Source organism: Halobacillus litoralis (assembly GCF_020524085.2).
GTDB classification, from domain to species: domain Bacteria; phylum Bacillota; class Bacilli; order Bacillales; family Halobacillaceae; genus Halobacillus; species Halobacillus litoralis_E.
Map to the genome: position 1 here is coordinate 2,562,488 of NZ_CP129016.1, position 18,244 is coordinate 2,580,731.

Sequence of the window (18,244 nt, forward strand, 5' to 3'; positions counted from 1 at the left end):
TTTTCAACTATTGAAGGGAACTCGAAACGAATTTCTGAAAATACTGAAACGTAACCGCACTCTCATTCGTTAGTATAATAAGCAGGCATTTTAAGAACTTTATCAAATGATATATAGCGGTGACTATATTGGTTGAGATCTTGAACGATGATAAGCGGATAGATGTTTTTCAAACCATAAAGGGAAGGAGTGGCGCTGGTGGATATACTTATTTTCCTAATACTTATCACTCCATTTTTGCTCATAGGATATTTTGCATACAAATCTTCTGGATATCAGAAAGGCAATATCGTCATGCACCTGGATGAATGGTACAAAGATCATAATAGTTATATCAAAGCTATTGAGAAAGAATTGAAAAAACAAGGGAAAATGGTGACTTGCCATGGAAAGTTCAAATTTGAGATTGATGGAAAACCATACACCTTGCATCCACAAATCGTCACAGTTGCCCGCGTTCCGACGCAGCGAACAATATTAATCCCTGATAAATAATCGTTTATTTTTTGTAGAAAAACAAATGGAACCTAATGCAAGACAAGGCTGTATATTATTTCAAAATCGTTAGTTTAAAGTGCAATAGACTATAGTAGATAAAGAGAACAAGAGAGGAAAACAGAACGTATTTTTCTTCAATCGTGAGAATAACAAGGAGGGATCTTATGAATTTTATCATTGCCATAGCGATGATTGTAGCCCCCGCGATGTTTTTAATTTACTGGGGAAAATCAGGTTTCGATTTTGGCGGGAGAAAGGATGACGATGCAGAGTAGCTGGCTCGTTCTTCACCCTTTTTACTGGAAACGTTTATGAGGAGCACTATGTCCAACAGTACAGTTTGGCTGGTCGCTCGCAGGAATGCGCCCGAATCGCTGAGCGTTCAGCGACTATCATGGAGGTGAATCATGAGGGTACGAAAAGCAAGGCATGAAGATGTTCCAGCAATTGCAAAGGTCCATGTGGATGCATGGCTGGATACCTACCGAGGACTAGTGCCTGATGCTTACTTGAACCGGATGAGTTATGAAAAGAGAGAACGTCTATGGGAAAAGAATATGGAAACCTCTCACATTTTTGTGGTGGAGGACGAAGTGTATGGGGTTTTCGGTTTTGCCACATGGGAAAATCGTTCCTCTTTCGGAGGTTATGATTCAGAGTTGAGCTCACTTTACATCCAGGAAAAGTTTCATCAGCTTGGTGCAGGGAGCGCTTTGCTATCGGCCGTCTTCCGTGACATCTCAGAAAAAAGGCACCACAGCATGATTGTCAAAGTACTCTCAGAAAACCCTGCATGTAAGTTCTATGAAGCAAAAGGTGCAGTAAAGGTGAAAGAGGTTACGATTACGATCGAAGAAGAATCGCTGGATGAAACGATTTACGCTTGGGAATTAATTTGATTAACCATATTAATATTATGTAAACTTATCGTGGATAAAACTTCATAGATTAACAATAAAGAAGTGGTACTTGATCCACTTCTTTATTGTTTTAACGGATCACAATATCAATTTCATCCGTATCCAAAGTTTTGACGTCATTCTTTAACACCAGTTTCGTTTGAAGAAGGTATGTCGTTTCCGGATCATCCAACTCCACCGCATCCGGGAGAACGAAATGGAATGGATACTCACTTTCTTCTTTGGGATCAAGTTCACGGTTCATTAACACCGTCGTTACGGGTTGTAAGAGGCTTGGTTTTTCTCCCGCTTTTCTTTTCATCAAGTCACATTCAAGCCGCTGAATGATCTGCTGATTCAATCCGCCGATCAAATGGAAAGATCCGGTCACTTTTTCTCCTGGTGCATATTCTGTCTTAGGTAGAACCAAGTCGACCTTGGGCAGGCCGGGTCCGAACCAGTTGAATAGCTTCGCTAACATGGTCAAAGCCTCCTTATCTCCATCGTTCAAGACCGCAGGTAAACGCCGAGTCTGGAACTCTATCATTTCCATTTATAGTTGTATCATATTCGAGCGTGTACATCCCGTCAATCTTTTTTCGAAAATTCAGCAATCGACCATAAATCGCTTTCTTAGAGGTTAATCTTGGAAAAAATCTATGGTAAAGTAATCAAGGAGGAATCAAATGGATGGACTGATAAATTTGGTTGATTATTTGTTTTCCAATAAAAAAGCACTCATTTATACGACATTCGTTCATAAGGAATACTATAAAGTTGCATCAAAACTGTCTGCAGAGGGAGTGAAATACCGGGTCGCCACCGTCAGCAACACGTCCTCTGCAGGTGCACCGGTTTTCAATAATGATTACAGCGTAGAATTCAAATTTTATGTAAGAAAAGTCGATCGCCACATAGCGGAAGAAGCAATCCATAGATAGGAGATAAGTAAAATGGCAAAAAAATACTGGGCTGGCATTTTATTTTTTATCAGCGGCGTCATCCTTTATGGTTTTACATCGGTGGGGGCGGTCGTTTACTTGTCCTTCATCGAGGGTTGGAGCAATCCTCCGGGGAAGTATTGGAGTGCGGTTCTCGAGGGAGGGCTTCTATTTCCGATGATCTTCAGTTGGATTCTCATGGGGCTTGGTATTCTCTTTATGTTTTCGAAGGAATTGAAGACGATGTACATTCGCCTGAGCAATTAAAAAGAGCCGGGAGAGAATCCCGGCCCGCTTTTATGTGAAAATGCCGAACGGTTTCCCGATAGGCAGCGTGACTTTTCCAAAATGGACATTCAAGACACTTGCTGCGGAACCGTAAAAGCTCATGATCGCAATCATTAGTTCAGCTACGGCTGCTACCATATGCGTGGCATGTGGAGCAATTCCGAGTGTGGACAGGGAAAGGCCGATGAACAAGAAGTCGATCAAAACAAAAATGATGAACAATACTTTGTTCGTTTCCATAGCGCCGACCGTCATGAAAATGGAGAAAATCAGGTAACCGATGTAGGCGATGCCCAGTTGATGGGGATCCACCGCTTGGGATGCTGCTTCTCCGAAGACTCCAAAGTCGATGAGCCAGGACGTTCCGACACCGAACCAGAAGAGTCCGAAAGCGGCAAACGCCGTGGTTCCGAAGGTGTTGTTATGCTTTGCATCCTGAATGGCTGCGAACAGCTGGGCAAGCCCTCCGAGGAAAATTGCCCATGGAAGAATGAAAGATACCCCGTCTGTCCATCCAAGCTTGGCTGAAGATGCCACAAGTGTAACCATAGCGAGTCCAAAAAGTCCGATCGCGGAAGGGTCTGCTGTTGTCATTTGTACCCGTTGCGTCGTTGTTGATTGATTCATAGATGATCCCTCCTAAAAAACATACTTGTCTAATTTACATAAAAAATAGAAGGCATGCAATGAGTTTTTTCATGTAAGCGAAACTTTCATAGATTTCAAAGGGAAGGAGAGGAAGTGGAAGATGTTCCAGCATGTCATTTCAAATGAAGAAGAGCTTCGGGCCATCACAGGTGAACCGAGTGAACTTGTGAAAAACAAGGGGATCCACCACTTGGATGAGGGCTGCAAACAGTTCATCAGACAATCACCATTCTTGACGCTTGCGACTTCGGATGCAGAGGGGAATTGTGACGTGTCCCCACGCGGGGATGAAAAGGGTTTTGTTCACATTTTGAATGAACAGACACTTATTATTCCTGAGAGAACTGGAAACAAGCGGATGGATTCAATGAAGAATCTGCTATCAAATCCTCATGCAGGGTTGATCTTTTTTTATACCAGGAATGGAGGAGACGCTGCGGGTCAATGGCAGGGCGTGCATCGTGGCAGATAAGGATCTTCTTGAAAAAATGGCACATCGGGGAAAAGTTCCTTCCCCTCGGGATCGCCATAGAAGTCCAGGAATGCTTCATCCATTGCGCTAAAGCCTTCAAGCGTTCAGGTTTATGGGACCCCGGCACATGGCTTGCAAAAGAAGAACGTCCATCCGCTGCAAAAATGCTGGCGGAACATGCGAAGCTTCCTGAGCTGGATGAGGAAGCGGTCATCAGGCGTTTAAATGAAAGTTACAGAAAACGACTTTATTGAGAGGTGTGGGGAATATGGATTTTCAAGAATTAGAAACCGACCGCTTGAAGCTGATCGAGATTACGGATGAATATATTGACAGCTACTATGCCATCATGTCGAAGGATGAGGTCACGAAGTATTATGGAATGCCTTCCCTCACTGAACGTGAACAAGCGGAAAACATCGTCCGCTCATTCCGGGACAACTTTGCAGTGAAAAAGAGTATGCGCTGGGGGATCATTTGGAAAGAGACGAATACCTTCATCGGTACAGTCGGTTTGAACAACTGGAGTCCTCATAGCAGGAAGGCGGAAGTCGGTTATGAACTCGCCCCGTCCTTCTGGCGGAAAGGGATCACATCAGAAGCTGTATTCGCTGTTATGGAATATGCGTTTCGTGAGTTGGGTCTTTACAGGCTCGGGGCCGTGACTTTCCCTCAAAACAATGCTTCCTCAGGATTGTTGAAAAGACTGGGATTTAAAAAGGAAGGGGTTTTGAGAGGGTACCTCTTCCAGGACGACCAAAATCATGATGCGTTCATGTTTTCCCGCTTGCAGGAAGAGTACTTACAGGAAGAATTCTGATGGAAATCAATCGTTTCTTCCTCATGTTCGCTACGACGATGATGTTGATTTTTGGAGGCGTTTTCTCTTTTCGCTATCTTAGCAGTGGAGAATACCTTTTCTCTCATCTGCTGAGCGCTTTAGCAGGTCTCCTTCTTCTTATCATCGCACTCCTTTGGAGGCAAAAGAACAAAGAAAGGTGATTCATACATATGTGGAAATTTCTTTTTTGGGTACTTGGCGTAGGTCTTGTCTTCGGTGGGGGTTACATCGTTGGAATCGTCACATCAGATGACCCCTCCTATCAAATTACGATCCAGGAAGAAGGGGGAGAAAGCCAGCCACCAAATGGGGCGGTTCTTACAGATGTCGACCAACCAGCAAAAATGGATTCCATGCTTGGCATTCTTCTCGATAAACAACCCGCTGAAGGGGTGTCGGTGAATATAAATGAACCGGATGCCTATCTGAAACTGATGAGCCCGCAAAGGTCGATCGGATTGACGAATCACAGGTTATGGTTCACGGAAGATGGAGCGGTTTTGGCTGAAGAACGAAACGGCACATGGCAGGATGCTGTCTTTTTCACGATTTCAGAAAGGGATGCATCGTATATACAATCACTGATGGAGGAAGAGGAAGAGTAGCTTGGAGATCGAAAAGCTTCGCGGACCCATTTATTTTCTCGGCGTCTGTCTCCTGTTCGCCGGATGTGCCGCTTCTAGCGGGAATGAAGGTCCATCCTTTCAACAACAGGATTATTCTTATGAGCTGGAAGGCATAAACCAGGAACTTCAGATGCTGAGGCAGGAAGTCGAAATATTGAACGAACAATTGTCAGAGGACGAGTCAAGTGAACGCACAGGGACAAAGCGAACCTACTAAACATGGAGGGATCGACATGAAGAGCGAATTCAAGCGTTATTTTTGGAAGCGGTTCTGGTTGATTTTTGTACCCCTTTATCTCATGGCCATTGGTAACGAAAGCTACATTGTCTCAAATCCTCTGACAGAATTAGAGGATTATGGATCCTTTCTATATTTCATCGTCTTCTATTTCGTCGGTTATGGAGCGATTACAGCCGGAATCCTTCATCTATTATGGCGGGGTGGCAGGAAAATGGGAACTTTGAACCGTGAAGAAAAGGTAAGAGAGTAGAGCCCTGATGACTGCATTTCTTTTTACTGATAGAGAGGAGGGGGAGCTTTGTATTTTCCGCCAATAGAAACAGAACGTCTCCATCTGGTGAACGTGAGTCAGAAGCATACGAATTTCATTTTCAAACACTTCAGTGACAGCAAAGTTTGTGAGTATCTGTATGATGAAGAAGACTTGAAGACTTATGATCAGGCTCAAGCATTAGTAGATTGGTTCGCAAATCCTGAAGAAAAAGGGTACAACCGCTGGGTATTGGAAAGTAAAGAGATGGGCGGGGTTCCTGTCGGGACATGTGGTTTCCATTTATGGGACCGTCAGAATCGGATGGCGGAAATCGGATATGACCTCTTTCCTGACTATTGGGGTAAGGGGCTGATGAAAGAGGCTTTGGTGGCCTGCATCAACAGCGGCTTTCAAAACATGAATCTGAATCGTATCCATGCTTATGTAGCGGTGGAGAACCAGCGTTCCTCCGCTTTGTTAAAACGATTAGGTTTCACTTGTGAAGGCATTTTCAGGGATAAGCATTACTATCAAGGCAACTATTACGACCATTATACCTATTCCTTGCTCCGTAGAGAGTGGTAAGGTGGACCGATCATGAGGGGAAAAAGCCTAGTTGGACAAGGGTGAAGCTGGATGAAAAATAGATAAAAGCATTCCCCTTTACATAATCCATGTCCTGTTATAAGATGTAATTCGTAATCGTTACTATTAATTCGGATTAGGTTTCGCTCTCTAGAAACAGGAGCGTCCTATTTTTTTTATTCGTTTTTAAATCGTAATCATTACTAATATAGAAAGGTGTGAAGATATGGCTAAAAAGTCAAAAGTAGCAAAAGAGAAGAAACGTCAGGCCATGGTGCAAAAATATGCAGCCTTGCGTAAAGAGTTGAAGGAAAAAGGCGACTACGAAGCGTTAAGGAAACTACCGAGAGATTCCTCCCCCACACGCCTGACCGGCCGCTGTGAAGTAACCGGAAGACCGCGGGGTTACATGCGGAAATTCAACATGTCCCGCATTACCTTCAGAGGTTACGCCCACAAAGGCCAAATCCCAGGCGTGAAAAAATCCAGTTGGTGATTCTAAGTGTGGAGACACCTTGGTAGATGCGACAAGCATAAGCAAAATCACGTCGTGGCGGTTTATGTAGTTGCTTCATAATTGAATAAGAACAACACATTCAAAGATAAAAAGCTTGGGATATCCCAAGCTTTTTGTGTGTTCATAGTTTTGTTCATTTATTCGTTTGTTATGGATGCTACGAAAACGTATGTTATTTAAGCTGCAGTTTATAGTTTTCTCCCCATTAATCGTATATTGAATCCCTTTTTTCATCTGTGATAGAGCCGTTTCTTTCTTTCAACATTTCTAACTCAATTTGTTTCTCTTTCAAGTCAATTTCTCTTAGTTTTTGCTTATGGTTCAAATTATTCTTATGAGCATAATAAGCTAGAGAAAATGCAACAATTAACGGTAACCAGAGCCAATCCAACATTATTTCCACCTCTCGTTCGTTAACTATAAATGTAATTCATTATACCCGCTTAATTTTCTAGTCGTACATATACATATAGTTCTTTACCATATATTTTACCACATAATTGTTTAATTCCTTGAATTTATTAAACAGACCAAAATCGTATCTTCAATTACAATTACAAGTAAAAGAACACAGTAAATCACATACACGAACAAAAACAACCCTGTGATTTACTGTGCTAAAAGATACTATTTACTTTGTTTCTCCACGATAACGGAACTCCTTATCCTATTTTCGGAGCGCCTACTTTTTACATACAGCGACACCCAAAGGATAATAGACGCCTTCTCTCGGAGGCTCAATGGTAACGCCGCGCTGATTATAGATTTCTTTTTCAGAAAAGCCCTCGAACAATTCCTCGAATTCCTCTGGTGTCAGTTGAAAATAATGGAAAGGCTGCCCGCATTCGTAATCCCTTCCTTCACCGAATGGAGTGGAGAGGATAAGCGTGCCGCCTGGATTCAATAAATCATACATACGCTTTACGAACAAACGGTCATCTTTGACATGTTCGATCGTTTCGAAACTGAGAATCGTATCAAACGTCCCGATTTCCTCTGGCAGAGAAGCATCCATCGCATCTCCCTGTTTGAAAGTGAGCAGAGGATGATAATAGTTGTGAACCGCATATTGCAATGTTTCCTCGCAAATATCCATGCCTATGATTTCATCGATTTTCTCTTTTGTTTCTTTCGCTATTTTAAGACTTCCATAGCCGGTGCCACACGCGAGATCCAGTACCCTTCCTTCTACATAAGGAGTGGAAAACACATACCGTGCAATGTGCTCGAGAAGCATGTTGTTCATTGGATCCATTTGTTTCGGTATGACCCGTTCGCCCGTATCTTCTAACATAAACCATTCACCGCTTTGTCTGATTTTTCTTACTTTTGGCCAGTATAACATAGTCTGAAATTACAGATGGGTCATGACAAGTCCGTTCATAGGAAAGAGAGACGTTTAAGAGGCACTGTCCTTGGTTTGCTGCTGACTTTTGAGATGGCGGATCGTCTTCAACAAATCCTCTGCACAAGCCCTGCCGAAGGGACCCGTCTGTTTTTGCTGATAAAGCAATTCTCCCCTGTGGTTGATCAGGAAGAAAGCAGGCTCTCCGAAAGTACTGACTCCTTCTTTGGAAGTTGTTGCATGTTCCGTAAATACTCCGAATGCTTCAATGATAGAAAGGAATTCATCGGATAAAACGGGGAACGTGAGGTTTTCTTTTTCCGTCATACGGCTCAATTCCGCCAGGTTTTCTGCTGCAATCCCCAGGACCGTAACATGTTCACTTGTAAATTCGCTGAGTTGGTCCTCCATCTGATTTAAAAAGCGTATGCACTCCGGCGACCATGACCCTCGGAAGAAAACGATCATATGCCAGCAATCTTTATGGACTTCCTGATGGGACTCTAACAAAAACTGTTCTCCAGTGACGGTAGGTAAAATAAAATTCGGAACACGATCCCCGAGCCTCAACTCAGACATAGCTGCTCCTCCTCTCCTGTAGGTACTTCTTCAAGATAATCCAACCGCTCGTTAGTTGTGACTGTCCTTTAACGCTTTAATTATATGGATCATGAAGATAGAAAAACGGTCTTTTCCTTTAGATTAACCAAATTTTAAGATAATTATAATAAATGGACGAATGCATATGAAACTTTTGTTATTTTCAGCCGTATACACAAAGAAAGAGGTAAGAGGAAAGAGGGTTACAGATGAACATGGAAAGAGAGCTATATGAGGAAGCAAAAGAACTGGTACAACATAGATACCCGAGCGGGTGGGGAGGAGCGGCAGCGATAAGGATCGAAGACGGAACCATCCTCACCAGTATCGCTCCGGATGTCATCAATGATGCTGTGAATCTTTGCATGGAAACAGGGGCGATCCTTGAAGCCCATAAGCGGAACCAGCGGGTCACGCATTCCCTTTGCATCGCCCGGGACGATGAGAAATCCTCAGTTAAAGTGTTGTCACCTTGCGGGATTTGTCAAGAGCGGTTGTTTTACTGGGGAGATGATGTGAAAGTCGCTGTCACCCATGAAGGTGAAGACCTTCTATTTAAAACACTTGCTGAAGTCCAGCCCCATCACTGGTCGAGAGCCTATGAGGGAGAAGAATGAACCTTCAAATCCGGGATCAGAATTTGCAGGTATTGAAAAGATGGGCAGGTGAATCCATTCAAGAAATTCAGTCTGGCTTCTTCCATATGTATTTGGATGATTTTAAGAATCAAAGTTTCACCAGTAGTGAAACGCTCGTGCTTATGAATGCACCGAACGGTACCTCGTTTTTGGGATCGAATCTGATTTGACGCCTGATTTTGAAGATGTTTGGCAGATTACCGTCAGTGAACAGCAAACACCCAGCCCGCTTTCCTATGAGGAGAGGGCAGGTACTGCGCAGGCCACTCGTTCTTCAGGGGTGTCTTTGTTTAGTACCGTCGAAAGTATTGAGATTTATCAAAAGAACATAGATTCGTTTAATTTCGACTATGCCCTGGTGTTCACGATGAGCAATGGGGAGAGGTTTTGTATAGCTGGTGACACGTTCAGGTTCTGGGTGAGTTTTCATCCAGAACGGATAAAAGAGAAGCTTGCCGATTGCTCTGTGCGGTGGAAATGTAAAGCATAGAAACGTAGATTTGAAAGTTGGGAACCCATCGTGTTTCTTGCTAGTATCCTCCAAACTGAGATTGGAATGGGATTTTTGAATAGCTTGAACAAGCTTATCATTCTATCCGTGAAGTATGGCCTACTTATCAGTGGGTTAGAGGAATTTATCACCGACTTTTGCTTTTTTTTCGGTGGGTTTTGCACTTTTATCAGTCGCTTTTGCCATTTTATCGGTGACTTTATAAAGACTATAAAAGTAAATCTAATATCCTAGCATTTTTTAACAAAATATGACTATAAACCCATGTCAGTATTTTCAATTTATTCCATACATGGTACGCTTTTAGTAAGAATACAACGGAGAGCGCTGTCATTGTGTGCTCGAATTCGCAGAAAGGTGAGACATCGTGAAGAAATTACTTGTCGTTCTTTTACTCTTAGTCGTGGGTTGCAGTGTAGCAGGGAAAGACGTCAATGCATTTGATGGTCAAGTGACAGCAGTCAAAGTCGGCGGTCTGGAAGTCGAGTGCTCCTCAGCAGTGCAAGGGGAAGAGGAGGCAGACACGGAAGAAGGATGGCCCTGCCTCGTTCTCGTTCCTCATGATACTCCTGTCCATACAAATGATGGCGAGAACTTAAATATGGAAACGTTCAGAGAGCAGGCGAGAGAGGAGGAGCTTCTCAAAATCCGAGTGAAGCTCAGGGAAAGCACAGAGATCACGGAAGATCCAGAAACCAGGAAAGTGACAGCAGAGGAAATCACAGTCCTTGAATAGAGGTCATACATATACTTGGGTTGTTTTCATGAAAAGACTTTTGTTCCATCTGGGGTTTGCTGTATTTCTCATCGCCGCGATGATGGGGCTGCTGAGCATCCGCGGAGGACTTGTGGATCAGGCGGAGAAGGAATTCGACGTCGTGCCTCTGATGATTTTTGATTTTATCTTCCCGGTCGTCTTCGGGATGTTATTCGCTCTACCTTTTTTATGGCGCAGATATAAAGAAGGTCGATGGAAAGGTTTCACATGGCCCGAGTTCATCGGTATCGGTGTACCGAGCCTTTTCGTAACCTTATCGCACTGGTTGTTTTACACGAACTTCCCGATGAATCCAGTGACGAAGTTTTTTGCGATGCATGCGATCAATGGTCCCCTTCTTTTCGCGTTCATTTTTGGCTTCACCTTGATTTATTCGATTAGAAAAAGGGAAGATGCAGAATGAAAGGCATTTATATAGGGATGCTTGTAGCTATATTCCTTCTTTCTGCCTGTTCTCCCGGAGCAGGCGAGGGAGGACTTTTGAACCTTGGGCAGGTGCTCAGCATGAATCCTGATGCTGACTATGTAGAATTGGAAAATGGGGAAGTCTACACGCATGGAGCTGAGTGGGTCAATGAGAAGAACCTGACGAAAGGGGAAAGAATCGCAGAAGTTGAAAAAGGGATGGCGAGCGACCTTCCCGCAGGAACCGCCCTATATGAATCGGAAGAAATCCCTGCTATATTGATAGCGGTATATGACGGAAAAACGAAACGTTATCATCTGGCTATGGGGGAGTAGAAGGAGGAAAACATTGTCTATGCAAGAGAAAGTGGCACTTGTAACAGGAGGCTCCAAAGGTCTTGGTAAGGGAATAGCTCAAAATCTGGCGGCTTCTGGTGTGACGGTGATGATCAATTACAATCGTGATCAGGAGTCGGCGGATGGAGTCGTTCATCAAATCCGTGAAAATGGCGGTCAAGCTTTCGCCATCCAAGCCGATGTGACGAAAGAGGAAGAGGTGGACAGGCTGGTACGAGAAGCAGAACAACAAGCGGGCCGCCCAGTCAGTATCGTCGTAAACAATGCCACAGGTCCGCAACCCGAATATTCCCTAGAAGAAGTGACTTGGGACGATTATCTCGATCAGCTGCTGTTTACGACAAAGGCTCCGCTATTGCTGACAAAAGCCGTCCTTCCTTCAATGAAGGAAGAAAAATGGGGGCGGATCATCAATATCGGAAGCGAAGTCGTCGAACTCGGCAATGCGCATTTTTCCAATTATGTAACGGCGAAGTCAGCGGTCGTCGGCATGACGCGTTCTTGGGCCAGTGAACTCGGGGAGCATGGCATTACGGTCAATGCCGTCCATCCTGGCTTTACACCTGTTGAACGTCACGGAGAAGTATCAGAAGAGACAAAAGCTTCTTACCTTAAGGATGTTCCTTTGAAAAGGATGGGGGAGCCGCACGACATCGCGAATGCTGTCCGTTTCTTAAGCAGCGATGATGCATCATTCATTACAGGTCAGAACATCAGTGTCAATGGAGGGAAAACATTTTAGAGGGGTGTGTGATTGGGATGAACAAAGAGACGGTGACACGCACGAGCAAATGGATCAAAAGGAACGCACGACCACTGGAAGCGGCCCGTTGGCATGCGTTGATGGAGGGCGGTTTGAAGAGTGAAGTCATCCATTACATACGCGCCTTCCAAAACGAAGATGGAGGGTTCGGTCACGGCATCGAACCGGACTTTTGGCTGCCGCAATCTTCTCCAATGGCGACATGGGCTGCCGGTCAGTATTTGTACGAATTGGATGTCGCTTCTAAAGAGCGTGTCGTCCTTGATATGCTCTCCTACCTGTTGGAGATGTACGATGAAGAGACAGGCATGTGGCCCTCGGTCCTTCCTGAACATAACCATCACCCCCATGCTCCGTGGTGGCATTGGAAAGAAGGCGTCCAGGAAAATTGGATGTTCAACCCCGCAGCGGAACTAGCCGGTTTTCTCATCCACTGGTCGTATGAAGACAGTGAAGGGGCGAAAACGGGATGGGCGAGTGTAGAAAAAGCCGTCGCCCATTTAATGGCGGTCGATTTGATGGACTTTCATGAAGTCAACTGTTTTCAACGGTTGATGAATGTGCTGTTCCGTCATAAGGACAAAGTCGCTGTCCATACCCCTTTTACATTCGAAGAAGTGAATGCTAAAACGGTCCTGCTTGCTGAGAGGTGCATAGAGAAAGATCCGCAGAGTTGGGGCAGCAGCTACAAACCACTGCCTCTCGATCTCATCCATTCACCGAAACATATCCTGGCTGAAAAGCACCCGAGACTGCTGAAGGAAAACCTGGACTTTTACTTGGAAACGATGAACGAAGAAGGTGTCTGGGACATCTCGTGGGATTGGGGAGATGACTCTGAAGCTTTCGCCGTCAGCAAAAGGCAGTGGCAGGGGATCTTAGCCGTGGATCGCTATCAGAAATTGAAAGCCTTCGGCCGTTTGCCGGAGTGATGAGGGCGATGGAAAGAAGGAGAAAAGAAATGAAAATCGTAGACTTGAAGCACCTATCCACCGAAGAGAAGGTGGATTTTTTTCATACCCATTGGTGTGGCACAAAGATGGTCTTTTCGAGCGGCGTTTATGAATGCACGGATTTAGACGGCTTTGCTGCAGTGGAAAATGAAAAGATCCTAGGGTTGATTACCTATGTGAAAAAAGAGAGGGAGTGTGAAATCATCTCCCTCGACAGTCTGGTAGAAAACAAAGGCATCGGAACGTCGCTCATCCAGGCGGTAGAGGCTGAAGTGGAGCGGATGGATTGTCATTTCATCCGTGTCATTACGACGAACGACAATGTAAGAGCCCTCGCATTCTATCAAAAACGCGGGTTCCGTATGACTGAAATCTTACACGATGCCGTCCAGCGTGCCCGTGAAATCAAGCCGGAGATTCCGACCATCGGTAATCATGGCATCCCGATCGTTGATGAACTTTTATTGGAAAAGGAGATTTGATTGGATGCGGACGTGGCAGTTGGTAGGTACACTTCTCGTTGTAACTGGACCTGTGCTCATCCTCTCTGGTGTGCAGAATACGTTGCTCGTCCTCTCGCTGATGGTGCCGGGGGTTCTGATCCTGATGGTGAATGCACTTTTACAGAAAAATGAGACGAGCTTAAGGTGCAGGCTGGGGCTTCATACATATGAGCGCGTGAGTTGGAAAGAAGATGGCCCTGGGGAAATCATTGAATGCCAGCGATGCAAAAGAAGAAAAGAAGTGATGAGAGGCTTTTAATATAGAGATTAGGATTCATAAAGGAATAAAGGAGGCGTGGGCATGAAAGGTTTGTTAATCAAAGAGCCATGGATCGAGATGATCTTGAATGGAGAAAAGACGTGGGAAATCCGTGGCACGAACACGAAGCAGAGAGGGACGATCGGGTTGATAAAAAGCGGCTCCGGTCATGTATTCGGAACGGTGGATATCAAGGACAGCAAACTATTGACGAAAGAAGAATATGAGAAGAGCACACATTTGCATGGCATTCAGGAAGAGGATTGTCAGCCGATGCCATACAAGCGTACCTATGCATGGGAGCTAGGGAATCCGGTCCTCTATGAAGAACCGATCCCCTATACTCATCCACTTGGAGCCGTCATCTGGGTGGACTTGGACAAGGCGATGAAGGCGGAAGTTTAATCATCTACATACGGAAAAAGCCCATCTCTCCCTAAGAGAGATGGGCTTTCGCTTATCTTGGAATCCATATTTTCGAAAAATCGAAGTGACCGAACGACTGAAACCTGACGTCCTGGATCATCGGGTGGAACGTGCGGACTTTTACAGGATGGTATTGGAAAACCAACAGGTGCTGCTTTCGTATGTACGTTTCAATCTCGTCCATGACCTGCTCTCGTCCTTCATACGTTTCCTGACTTTTGAAATCCTCGAGTTTGTCATGGATCCACTGCAATCCCCAATCCGGGAAAAAGCGCCGGAAGAAGAGGTTTTTATTATAAAAAGCTCCTAAAAAAGAGAGGTGGGGGTCGAGTGAGGACACTTCTCCCATGAAGATCAAATCCACGTCTTCGCTCATGTCTTCGGTATAGAAATTGGAAAAGTTGAAGGGATGCCGCTCGAAATGGATGCCGTACTCCGCTCCGCTTTCCTCGAGCCATTCCGCTTCTTTCACTGCACTAGGAAATTCAAGATGAAACAGCTTCAACGGTTCTCCCGAATAGCCGGATTTTTTCAACAGCTCTGGAATCAATGCGCTCTTTTTCTCCAAGTGTGTGGATCGTTTTGGCGTGAAGCTGCTGGCTTCTACATACTGATGATCACCAGCCGGTTCAGTCGGATCTCCGAAGGCGCGCCAGCCGAAAGCGTCCGCCATTCTTCCGATATCGAGAAAGTGGTAGATCGCTTCCCGGAAATGAGGGTCCTGGACGATGTTGTCTTTATGAAAATTGAACGTCAGGAAGCGGAAACCGGTCTCGACTTCTTGCTTCTCGGCAGGATTCACATCTTCTCCGTCTGCCACTGTGAAATTGATGATGCTCGCCGCTTCCTGGGAAACTTTGAAAAATTGGACCTCATCAAGTAACGGACGTTCTTTGAAATACCCGTCGAAAGCGGCGAGGACGAGCTTGTTCTCTGTGTGCTCTTTCAAGTAAAAAGGTCCGGTTCCGATCCACTCGTGTTCATTGAAGGGCGTTCCGGAAGGGAGGATGCACAAATTCGATGCCGCCATGTATCTTGGGAAAAATGGGTTCGATTCGTCCAAATGAATGATGACTTTATAACGGCTTGGACTATCAATGCTCCGGATGCCTTCTGTCAGCCAGGACGTGGAGGCTTCCGTGTTCATTGCTCTCGATAATGTGGATTGGACATCCTCACTCGTCAGCTCTTCGTCATTATGGAACCGCACTCCTTTACGTAAATAGAACGTCCACGTCCTGGACGAGTCATCGACTTCCACATGATGCGCGATATGTGGGAGAATCTCATCCTTTTCCGCATCATATTTCAGCAGCGGATCACCGAGCTGTTCAATCAGATGGGCTTCGAACGTGATCGAAACTTCCAGTGGATCGAGGGTCGTCAGTGACCGTGCGATGAAAGCATGGAGCACGTCTTTCGGACTGCTCTGCTCCCTGTAGCTGAACATTTTGCGGATATCATAGGACGCTTTGGCGATCCATGACTTCGGGATCGGCAGGCGCAGCAGATGGGCCGCTTCATCCAGCTCGTCCCGCTCGACACACGCGGTGACGAAATCCTCCACTTCCTTTTGGAACGGTTTCGGAAAAAGGAGGGTGGACCGTTTTCCGCGCCCTTTGCCGGGAATGTACGTCAGCTTTCCATTCGCTTCTAGATCCTTCAAAATTCTCTTCGCATTTTTTTGTGAGCAATACCAAACGGCTTCAAGCTCCTGCAGTTTGAATGCGATCGTTTGGGCTGCTTCTCGTTCATACAGGTGGGCCCTCAGTGAAAAATACCGTTCGTCAAGCATCGATACACCTCCTAAAAGGGGACAGATTTTTCTAAATTGTACCCTTTTTACCCCTTTTTGGAAAGTCCATAATAGAAGGAACAAAGGGGGAGGTCACATGTTCAAAGAATTGCATCCCAACATCCGGATCCGCATTTATACATCATTTCTCAGCCGGGTTGTAGGAGCCGCTGTGTTTCCATTCATGGCCATCTATTTTACAAAAGAAATCAATGCGACGGTGGCAGGCGTTCTGCTGCTGATTCAAGTCGCGGCTCAGTTCCTGACGGGTCTTTATGGCGGGTACTTAGCAGATATCATCGGCCGGAAACGCTTGATGGTGACAGGGGAGGTCCTGAAGCTAGCAGCTTTCATCGGCATGTTCCTAGCGAACTCTCCGTGGTTCCAATCCGCATGGGTGACGTTTTTCATGCTGCTGCTCATCGGAATAGCCGGAGGTCTTGTGAACCCCGCGGCCGAGGCGATGCTCATCGATGTCAGCACGAAAGATTCTCGGGCGTTCATGTATGCGATCAACTACTGGGCGATCAACATGTCGATGATGATCGGACTCATGATCGGCGGCTGGTTTTTTGAGAGGAACCTGTTCGAATTGATCGCTGTCCTCCTAGGGATCAGCTTGTTGACGCTCTGGATGACGAGTACGAAAATCACAGATACATACGTCGTGAGCGAAGAGAAAGTGAGGGAAGGGTACGGACTGAAGCCGGTTTTGAAAAATTACAGCCTCGTCATGAAAGACATCCCGTTCCTCGCGTTCACAATCGGCGGGATTGCGATCTTAGGCATCGAATTCCAGCGCAACAATTTCATTTCCGTCCGTCTCGAACAGGACATCGCATCAAACATGATGGACCTTTTCGGACTGTTTTCTTTCGAACTGGACGGCATCCGGCTGCTCAGCCTGCTGACGGTCGCAAATACCTTGTTCATCGTTCTGTTCACATCACTTTTCTCAAGATGGATCAAAGGGAAAAGAGAAGAACCGATCATGTATGCCGGCTTCGCCTTGTTCGGACTGGGCTATGCTTTTCTTGCGTTCAGTAATCACATCCCCAGGGCTCTTCATCGCTGTCATCGTCCTTTCGATCGGTGAATTGCTGTATGTCCCGACAAGACAGTCGATCCTTGCCGATATCGTCGATGATACGCGCCGGGGAGCTTATATGGCTTTCAACGGCCTGGTCTTCCAGTTCGGAAAAATCCTCGGAGCCTTGGGAATCATCATCGGGAATGTCATCGGAGGGTACGGCATGGCTGTGCTTTATGTCGGACTCGTGTTTGTAGGCATCCACTTTTCCAGAATGGCGATTCGGCGTAGGAAATCACCGGAAGAAATCGTCCTTGAGGCGAGTGGTTCATAAGAAGGGAAGACAGGAGAGGGAATCCTCTCCTGTCTTTTTTTTGGATAATTTAAGATGAATTGCTAATATTTTGAAACGTAGAGCCTTACTCTTCCGTATGGAATGAGTAAGAGTAATAAAACGGAGGGGTAGTTTATGGAAATGATCAAAAAATATCTAAAGCCAATATTCTTGGTTGGCATCCTACTATTATCTGTAGGCTGCACCAATTCGGAAGACGCAGAGACCAATGCAGAAGAAAACGGAAGCGAAGAAAACATTCGTACGGTTCTACAACATAAGTTTACGGGTCCCAATGAGGAGCAGGAAAAGATTATCAAAGGGTATGATGGAGACATCGAAAAGTCAGTCAAGGCGTTGAGTGATTACTACATGGAACACTTCAAACCCTATATGAGTGAACGTTTTTTTGAGGATTATGTAGTAAATACGAACCAGGCCATGACTTTCCTCCGCATGGCATACCCTGATTATCAGATGGAAGTCGAAGACATAGATATGGAGGAAAAAGAAAACTATTACACCTTCACAATGAACGTATCCTATACGGATAATAGTAGTGAGGAAAGTAAAACGATGAATGTAAAAGGGCATGCACAAACGAATGAAGACGATCAATTATCGAGTATAAAATTTAGTAACTTCGAAGAGATTCGCACTTCCTTAGAAGGAAAAGAATAGACAATAGCAAACAGCCCCCGGCTAAAAACCGGAGGCTGTTTCATGTTACAGCTGTCC

30 protein-coding genes and 1 pseudogene are annotated in these 18,244 nt (G+C 45.3%); 25 read left to right on the forward strand and 6 right to left on the reverse strand.

The genetic code is table 11. From position 1 onward, the window contains the following. Nucleotides 1–198 precede the first annotated feature (198 nt). Together LC065_RS13060 and LC065_RS13065 are read left to right on the forward strand one after the other, a co-directional pair. Nucleotides 199–495, forward strand: a complete 297-nt coding sequence (locus LC065_RS13060; protein ID WP_226590347.1) for a hypothetical protein — start codon at nt 199–201, stop codon at nt 493–495. 410 nt (nt 496–905) lie between these two features. Beyond that, complete coding sequence (locus tag LC065_RS13065; protein ID WP_226590344.1) at nt 906–1,397, forward strand: GNAT family N-acetyltransferase; 492 nt, start codon at nt 906–908, stop codon at nt 1,395–1,397. 91 nt (nt 1,398–1,488) lie between these two features. On the opposite strand, the gene LC065_RS13070 is transcribed toward LC065_RS13065, so the two are convergent. After that, the gene (locus LC065_RS13070) at nt 1,489–1,878 is read right to left on the reverse strand and encodes a sporulation protein (protein WP_226590342.1); all 390 of its coding nucleotides are present in this window, start codon (nt 1,876–1,878) and stop codon (nt 1,489–1,491) included. A gap of 205 nt (nt 1,879–2,083) precedes the next feature. Between LC065_RS13070 and LC065_RS13075 the strand changes: the two genes are divergently transcribed. Together LC065_RS13075 and LC065_RS13080 are read left to right on the forward strand one after the other, a co-directional pair. After that, nucleotides 2,084–2,338 carry a hypothetical protein gene (locus LC065_RS13075; protein ID WP_226590340.1) on the forward strand — a complete coding sequence of 85 codons (255 nt, stop codon included), beginning with the start codon at nt 2,084–2,086 and terminating at the stop codon, nt 2,336–2,338. A gap of 12 nt (nt 2,339–2,350) precedes the next feature. Next, nucleotides 2,351–2,605, forward strand: a complete 255-nt coding sequence (locus tag LC065_RS13080) for a hypothetical protein (RefSeq protein ID WP_226590337.1) — start codon at nt 2,351–2,353, stop codon at nt 2,603–2,605. Nucleotides 2,606–2,635: 30 nt separating this feature from the next. Here LC065_RS13080 and LC065_RS13085 read toward each other — a convergent pair whose 3' ends face one another. Then, nucleotides 2,636–3,253 (reverse strand): acetate uptake transporter, encoded by a 618-nt coding sequence (locus LC065_RS13085; RefSeq protein WP_226590334.1) that lies wholly within the window; start codon nt 3,251–3,253, stop codon nt 2,636–2,638. 121 nt (nt 3,254–3,374) lie between these two features. Here LC065_RS13085 and LC065_RS13090 point away from each other — a divergent pair. The 8 genes and pseudogenes from LC065_RS13090 (at nt 3,375) to rpsN (ending at nt 6,788) form a co-directional block, all read left to right on the forward strand. Next, nucleotides 3,375–4,000 (forward strand): annotated as a pseudogene (locus LC065_RS13090) (pyridoxamine 5'-phosphate oxidase family protein). Nucleotides 4,001–4,014: 14 nt separating this feature from the next. After that, entirely contained in the window at nt 4,015–4,566 is a 552-nt protein-coding gene (locus LC065_RS13095; protein ID WP_226590328.1) for a GNAT family N-acetyltransferase, read from the forward strand. After that, the gene (locus LC065_RS13100; protein WP_226590326.1) at nt 4,566–4,748 is read left to right on the forward strand and encodes a hypothetical protein; all 183 of its coding nucleotides are present in this window, start codon (nt 4,566–4,568) and stop codon (nt 4,746–4,748) included. The genes LC065_RS13095 and LC065_RS13100 overlap by 1 nt, the downstream gene beginning before the upstream one ends. A 9-nt stretch (nt 4,749–4,757) precedes the next feature. Beyond that, nucleotides 4,758–5,192 carry a hypothetical protein gene (locus LC065_RS13105; protein WP_226590322.1) on the forward strand — a complete coding sequence of 145 codons (435 nt, stop codon included), beginning with the start codon at nt 4,758–4,760 and terminating at the stop codon, nt 5,190–5,192. Nucleotide 5,193: 1 nt separating this feature from the next. Then, complete coding sequence (locus LC065_RS13110; protein ID WP_226590319.1) at nt 5,194–5,430, forward strand: hypothetical protein; 237 nt, start codon at nt 5,194–5,196, stop codon at nt 5,428–5,430. A 16-nt stretch (nt 5,431–5,446) separates the two neighbouring features. After that, complete coding sequence (locus tag LC065_RS13115; protein WP_226590317.1) at nt 5,447–5,704, forward strand: hypothetical protein; 258 nt, start codon at nt 5,447–5,449, stop codon at nt 5,702–5,704. 48 nt (nt 5,705–5,752) lie between these two features. Beyond that, nucleotides 5,753–6,292 carry a GNAT family N-acetyltransferase gene (locus tag LC065_RS13120; protein ID WP_226590314.1) on the forward strand — a complete coding sequence of 180 codons (540 nt, stop codon included), beginning with the start codon at nt 5,753–5,755 and terminating at the stop codon, nt 6,290–6,292. A gap of 226 nt (nt 6,293–6,518) precedes the next feature. Beyond that, complete coding sequence (gene rpsN / locus LC065_RS13125) at nt 6,519–6,788, forward strand: 30S ribosomal protein S14 (protein WP_226590311.1); 270 nt, start codon at nt 6,519–6,521, stop codon at nt 6,786–6,788. Nucleotides 6,789–7,014: 226 nt separating this feature from the next. Here the strand turns inward: rpsN and LC065_RS13130 are convergent, their stop codons facing one another. From LC065_RS13130 to LC065_RS13140, 3 genes are all read right to left on the reverse strand, one after another. Continuing rightward, a complete protein-coding gene (locus LC065_RS13130; RefSeq protein ID WP_226590308.1) occupies nt 7,015–7,203 on the reverse strand; it encodes a hypothetical protein in 189 nt (62 codons plus the stop codon). Nucleotides 7,204–7,491: 288 nt separating this feature from the next. Then, a complete protein-coding gene (locus LC065_RS13135; RefSeq protein WP_226590305.1) occupies nt 7,492–8,103 on the reverse strand; it encodes a class I SAM-dependent methyltransferase in 612 nt (203 codons plus the stop codon). Nucleotides 8,104–8,208: 105 nt separating this feature from the next. Beyond that, nucleotides 8,209–8,733, reverse strand: coding sequence for a peroxiredoxin family protein (locus LC065_RS13140; protein WP_226590303.1), 525 nt, complete (start codon nt 8,731–8,733; stop codon nt 8,209–8,211). A gap of 230 nt (nt 8,734–8,963) precedes the next feature. On the opposite strand from LC065_RS13140, the gene LC065_RS13145 reads away from it, so the two are divergent. The 10 genes from LC065_RS13145 to LC065_RS13190 all read left to right on the forward strand — a co-directional run bounded on the left by LC065_RS13145 (nt 8,964) and on the right by LC065_RS13190 (nt 14,326). Beyond that, complete coding sequence (locus LC065_RS13145; RefSeq protein WP_226590300.1) at nt 8,964–9,371, forward strand: cytidine deaminase; 408 nt, start codon at nt 8,964–8,966, stop codon at nt 9,369–9,371. Continuing rightward, nucleotides 9,368–9,562 carry a hypothetical protein gene (locus tag LC065_RS13150; protein ID WP_226590298.1) on the forward strand — a complete coding sequence of 65 codons (195 nt, stop codon included), beginning with the start codon at nt 9,368–9,370 and terminating at the stop codon, nt 9,560–9,562. The genes LC065_RS13145 and LC065_RS13150 overlap by 4 nt, the downstream gene beginning before the upstream one ends. Nucleotides 9,563–10,270: 708 nt before the next feature. After that, nucleotides 10,271–10,639 (forward strand): hypothetical protein, encoded by a 369-nt coding sequence (locus LC065_RS13155; RefSeq protein WP_226590295.1) that lies wholly within the window; start codon nt 10,271–10,273, stop codon nt 10,637–10,639. A gap of 28 nt (nt 10,640–10,667) precedes the next feature. Then, the gene (locus tag LC065_RS13160) at nt 10,668–11,084 is read left to right on the forward strand and encodes a hypothetical protein (protein WP_226590293.1); all 417 of its coding nucleotides are present in this window, start codon (nt 10,668–10,670) and stop codon (nt 11,082–11,084) included. Beyond that, nucleotides 11,081–11,422, forward strand: a complete 342-nt coding sequence (locus tag LC065_RS13165) for a hypothetical protein (RefSeq protein WP_226590290.1) — start codon at nt 11,081–11,083, stop codon at nt 11,420–11,422. The genes LC065_RS13160 and LC065_RS13165 overlap by 4 nt, the downstream gene beginning before the upstream one ends. A gap of 19 nt (nt 11,423–11,441) precedes the next feature. Next, complete coding sequence (locus LC065_RS13170) at nt 11,442–12,185, forward strand: SDR family NAD(P)-dependent oxidoreductase (protein WP_226591655.1); 744 nt, start codon at nt 11,442–11,444, stop codon at nt 12,183–12,185. 17 nt (nt 12,186–12,202) lie between these two features. Continuing rightward, nucleotides 12,203–13,138 carry a hypothetical protein gene (locus LC065_RS13175; RefSeq protein WP_226590288.1) on the forward strand — a complete coding sequence of 312 codons (936 nt, stop codon included), beginning with the start codon at nt 12,203–12,205 and terminating at the stop codon, nt 13,136–13,138. Nucleotides 13,139–13,167: 29 nt separating this feature from the next. Next, nucleotides 13,168–13,641, forward strand: coding sequence for a GNAT family N-acetyltransferase (locus LC065_RS13180; protein WP_226590285.1), 474 nt, complete (start codon nt 13,168–13,170; stop codon nt 13,639–13,641). 4 nt (nt 13,642–13,645) lie between these two features. Further along, on the forward strand, nt 13,646–13,921 hold the full coding sequence (locus LC065_RS13185; RefSeq protein WP_226590283.1) for a hypothetical protein: 276 nt from the start codon (nt 13,646–13,648) through the stop codon (nt 13,919–13,921). Between the two features lie 42 nt (nt 13,922–13,963). After that, the gene (locus LC065_RS13190; protein ID WP_226590280.1) at nt 13,964–14,326 is read left to right on the forward strand and encodes an ASCH domain-containing protein; all 363 of its coding nucleotides are present in this window, start codon (nt 13,964–13,966) and stop codon (nt 14,324–14,326) included. 52 nt (nt 14,327–14,378) lie between these two features. Here the strand turns inward: LC065_RS13190 and LC065_RS13195 are convergent, their stop codons facing one another. Next, nucleotides 14,379–16,142 carry an ABC transporter substrate-binding protein gene (locus tag LC065_RS13195; RefSeq protein WP_226590278.1) on the reverse strand — a complete coding sequence of 588 codons (1,764 nt, stop codon included), beginning with the start codon at nt 16,140–16,142 and terminating at the stop codon, nt 14,379–14,381. Nucleotides 16,143–16,239: 97 nt separating this feature from the next. Between LC065_RS13195 and LC065_RS13200 the strand changes: the two genes are divergently transcribed. The 3 genes from LC065_RS13200 to LC065_RS13210 all read left to right on the forward strand — a co-directional run bounded on the left by LC065_RS13200 (nt 16,240) and on the right by LC065_RS13210 (nt 18,187). Then, the gene (locus LC065_RS13200) at nt 16,240–17,238 is read left to right on the forward strand and encodes an MFS transporter (RefSeq protein WP_306163463.1); all 999 of its coding nucleotides are present in this window, start codon (nt 16,240–16,242) and stop codon (nt 17,236–17,238) included. After that, on the forward strand, nt 17,177–17,506 hold the full coding sequence (locus LC065_RS13205; protein ID WP_306163464.1) for an MFS transporter: 330 nt from the start codon (nt 17,177–17,179) through the stop codon (nt 17,504–17,506). Before LC065_RS13200 ends, LC065_RS13205 begins: the two co-directional genes overlap by 62 nt. A 135-nt stretch (nt 17,507–17,641) precedes the next feature. Next, nucleotides 17,642–18,187 carry a hypothetical protein gene (locus LC065_RS13210; RefSeq protein WP_226590274.1) on the forward strand — a complete coding sequence of 182 codons (546 nt, stop codon included), beginning with the start codon at nt 17,642–17,644 and terminating at the stop codon, nt 18,185–18,187. The last annotated feature ends 57 nt before the right edge of the window (nt 18,188–18,244 follow it).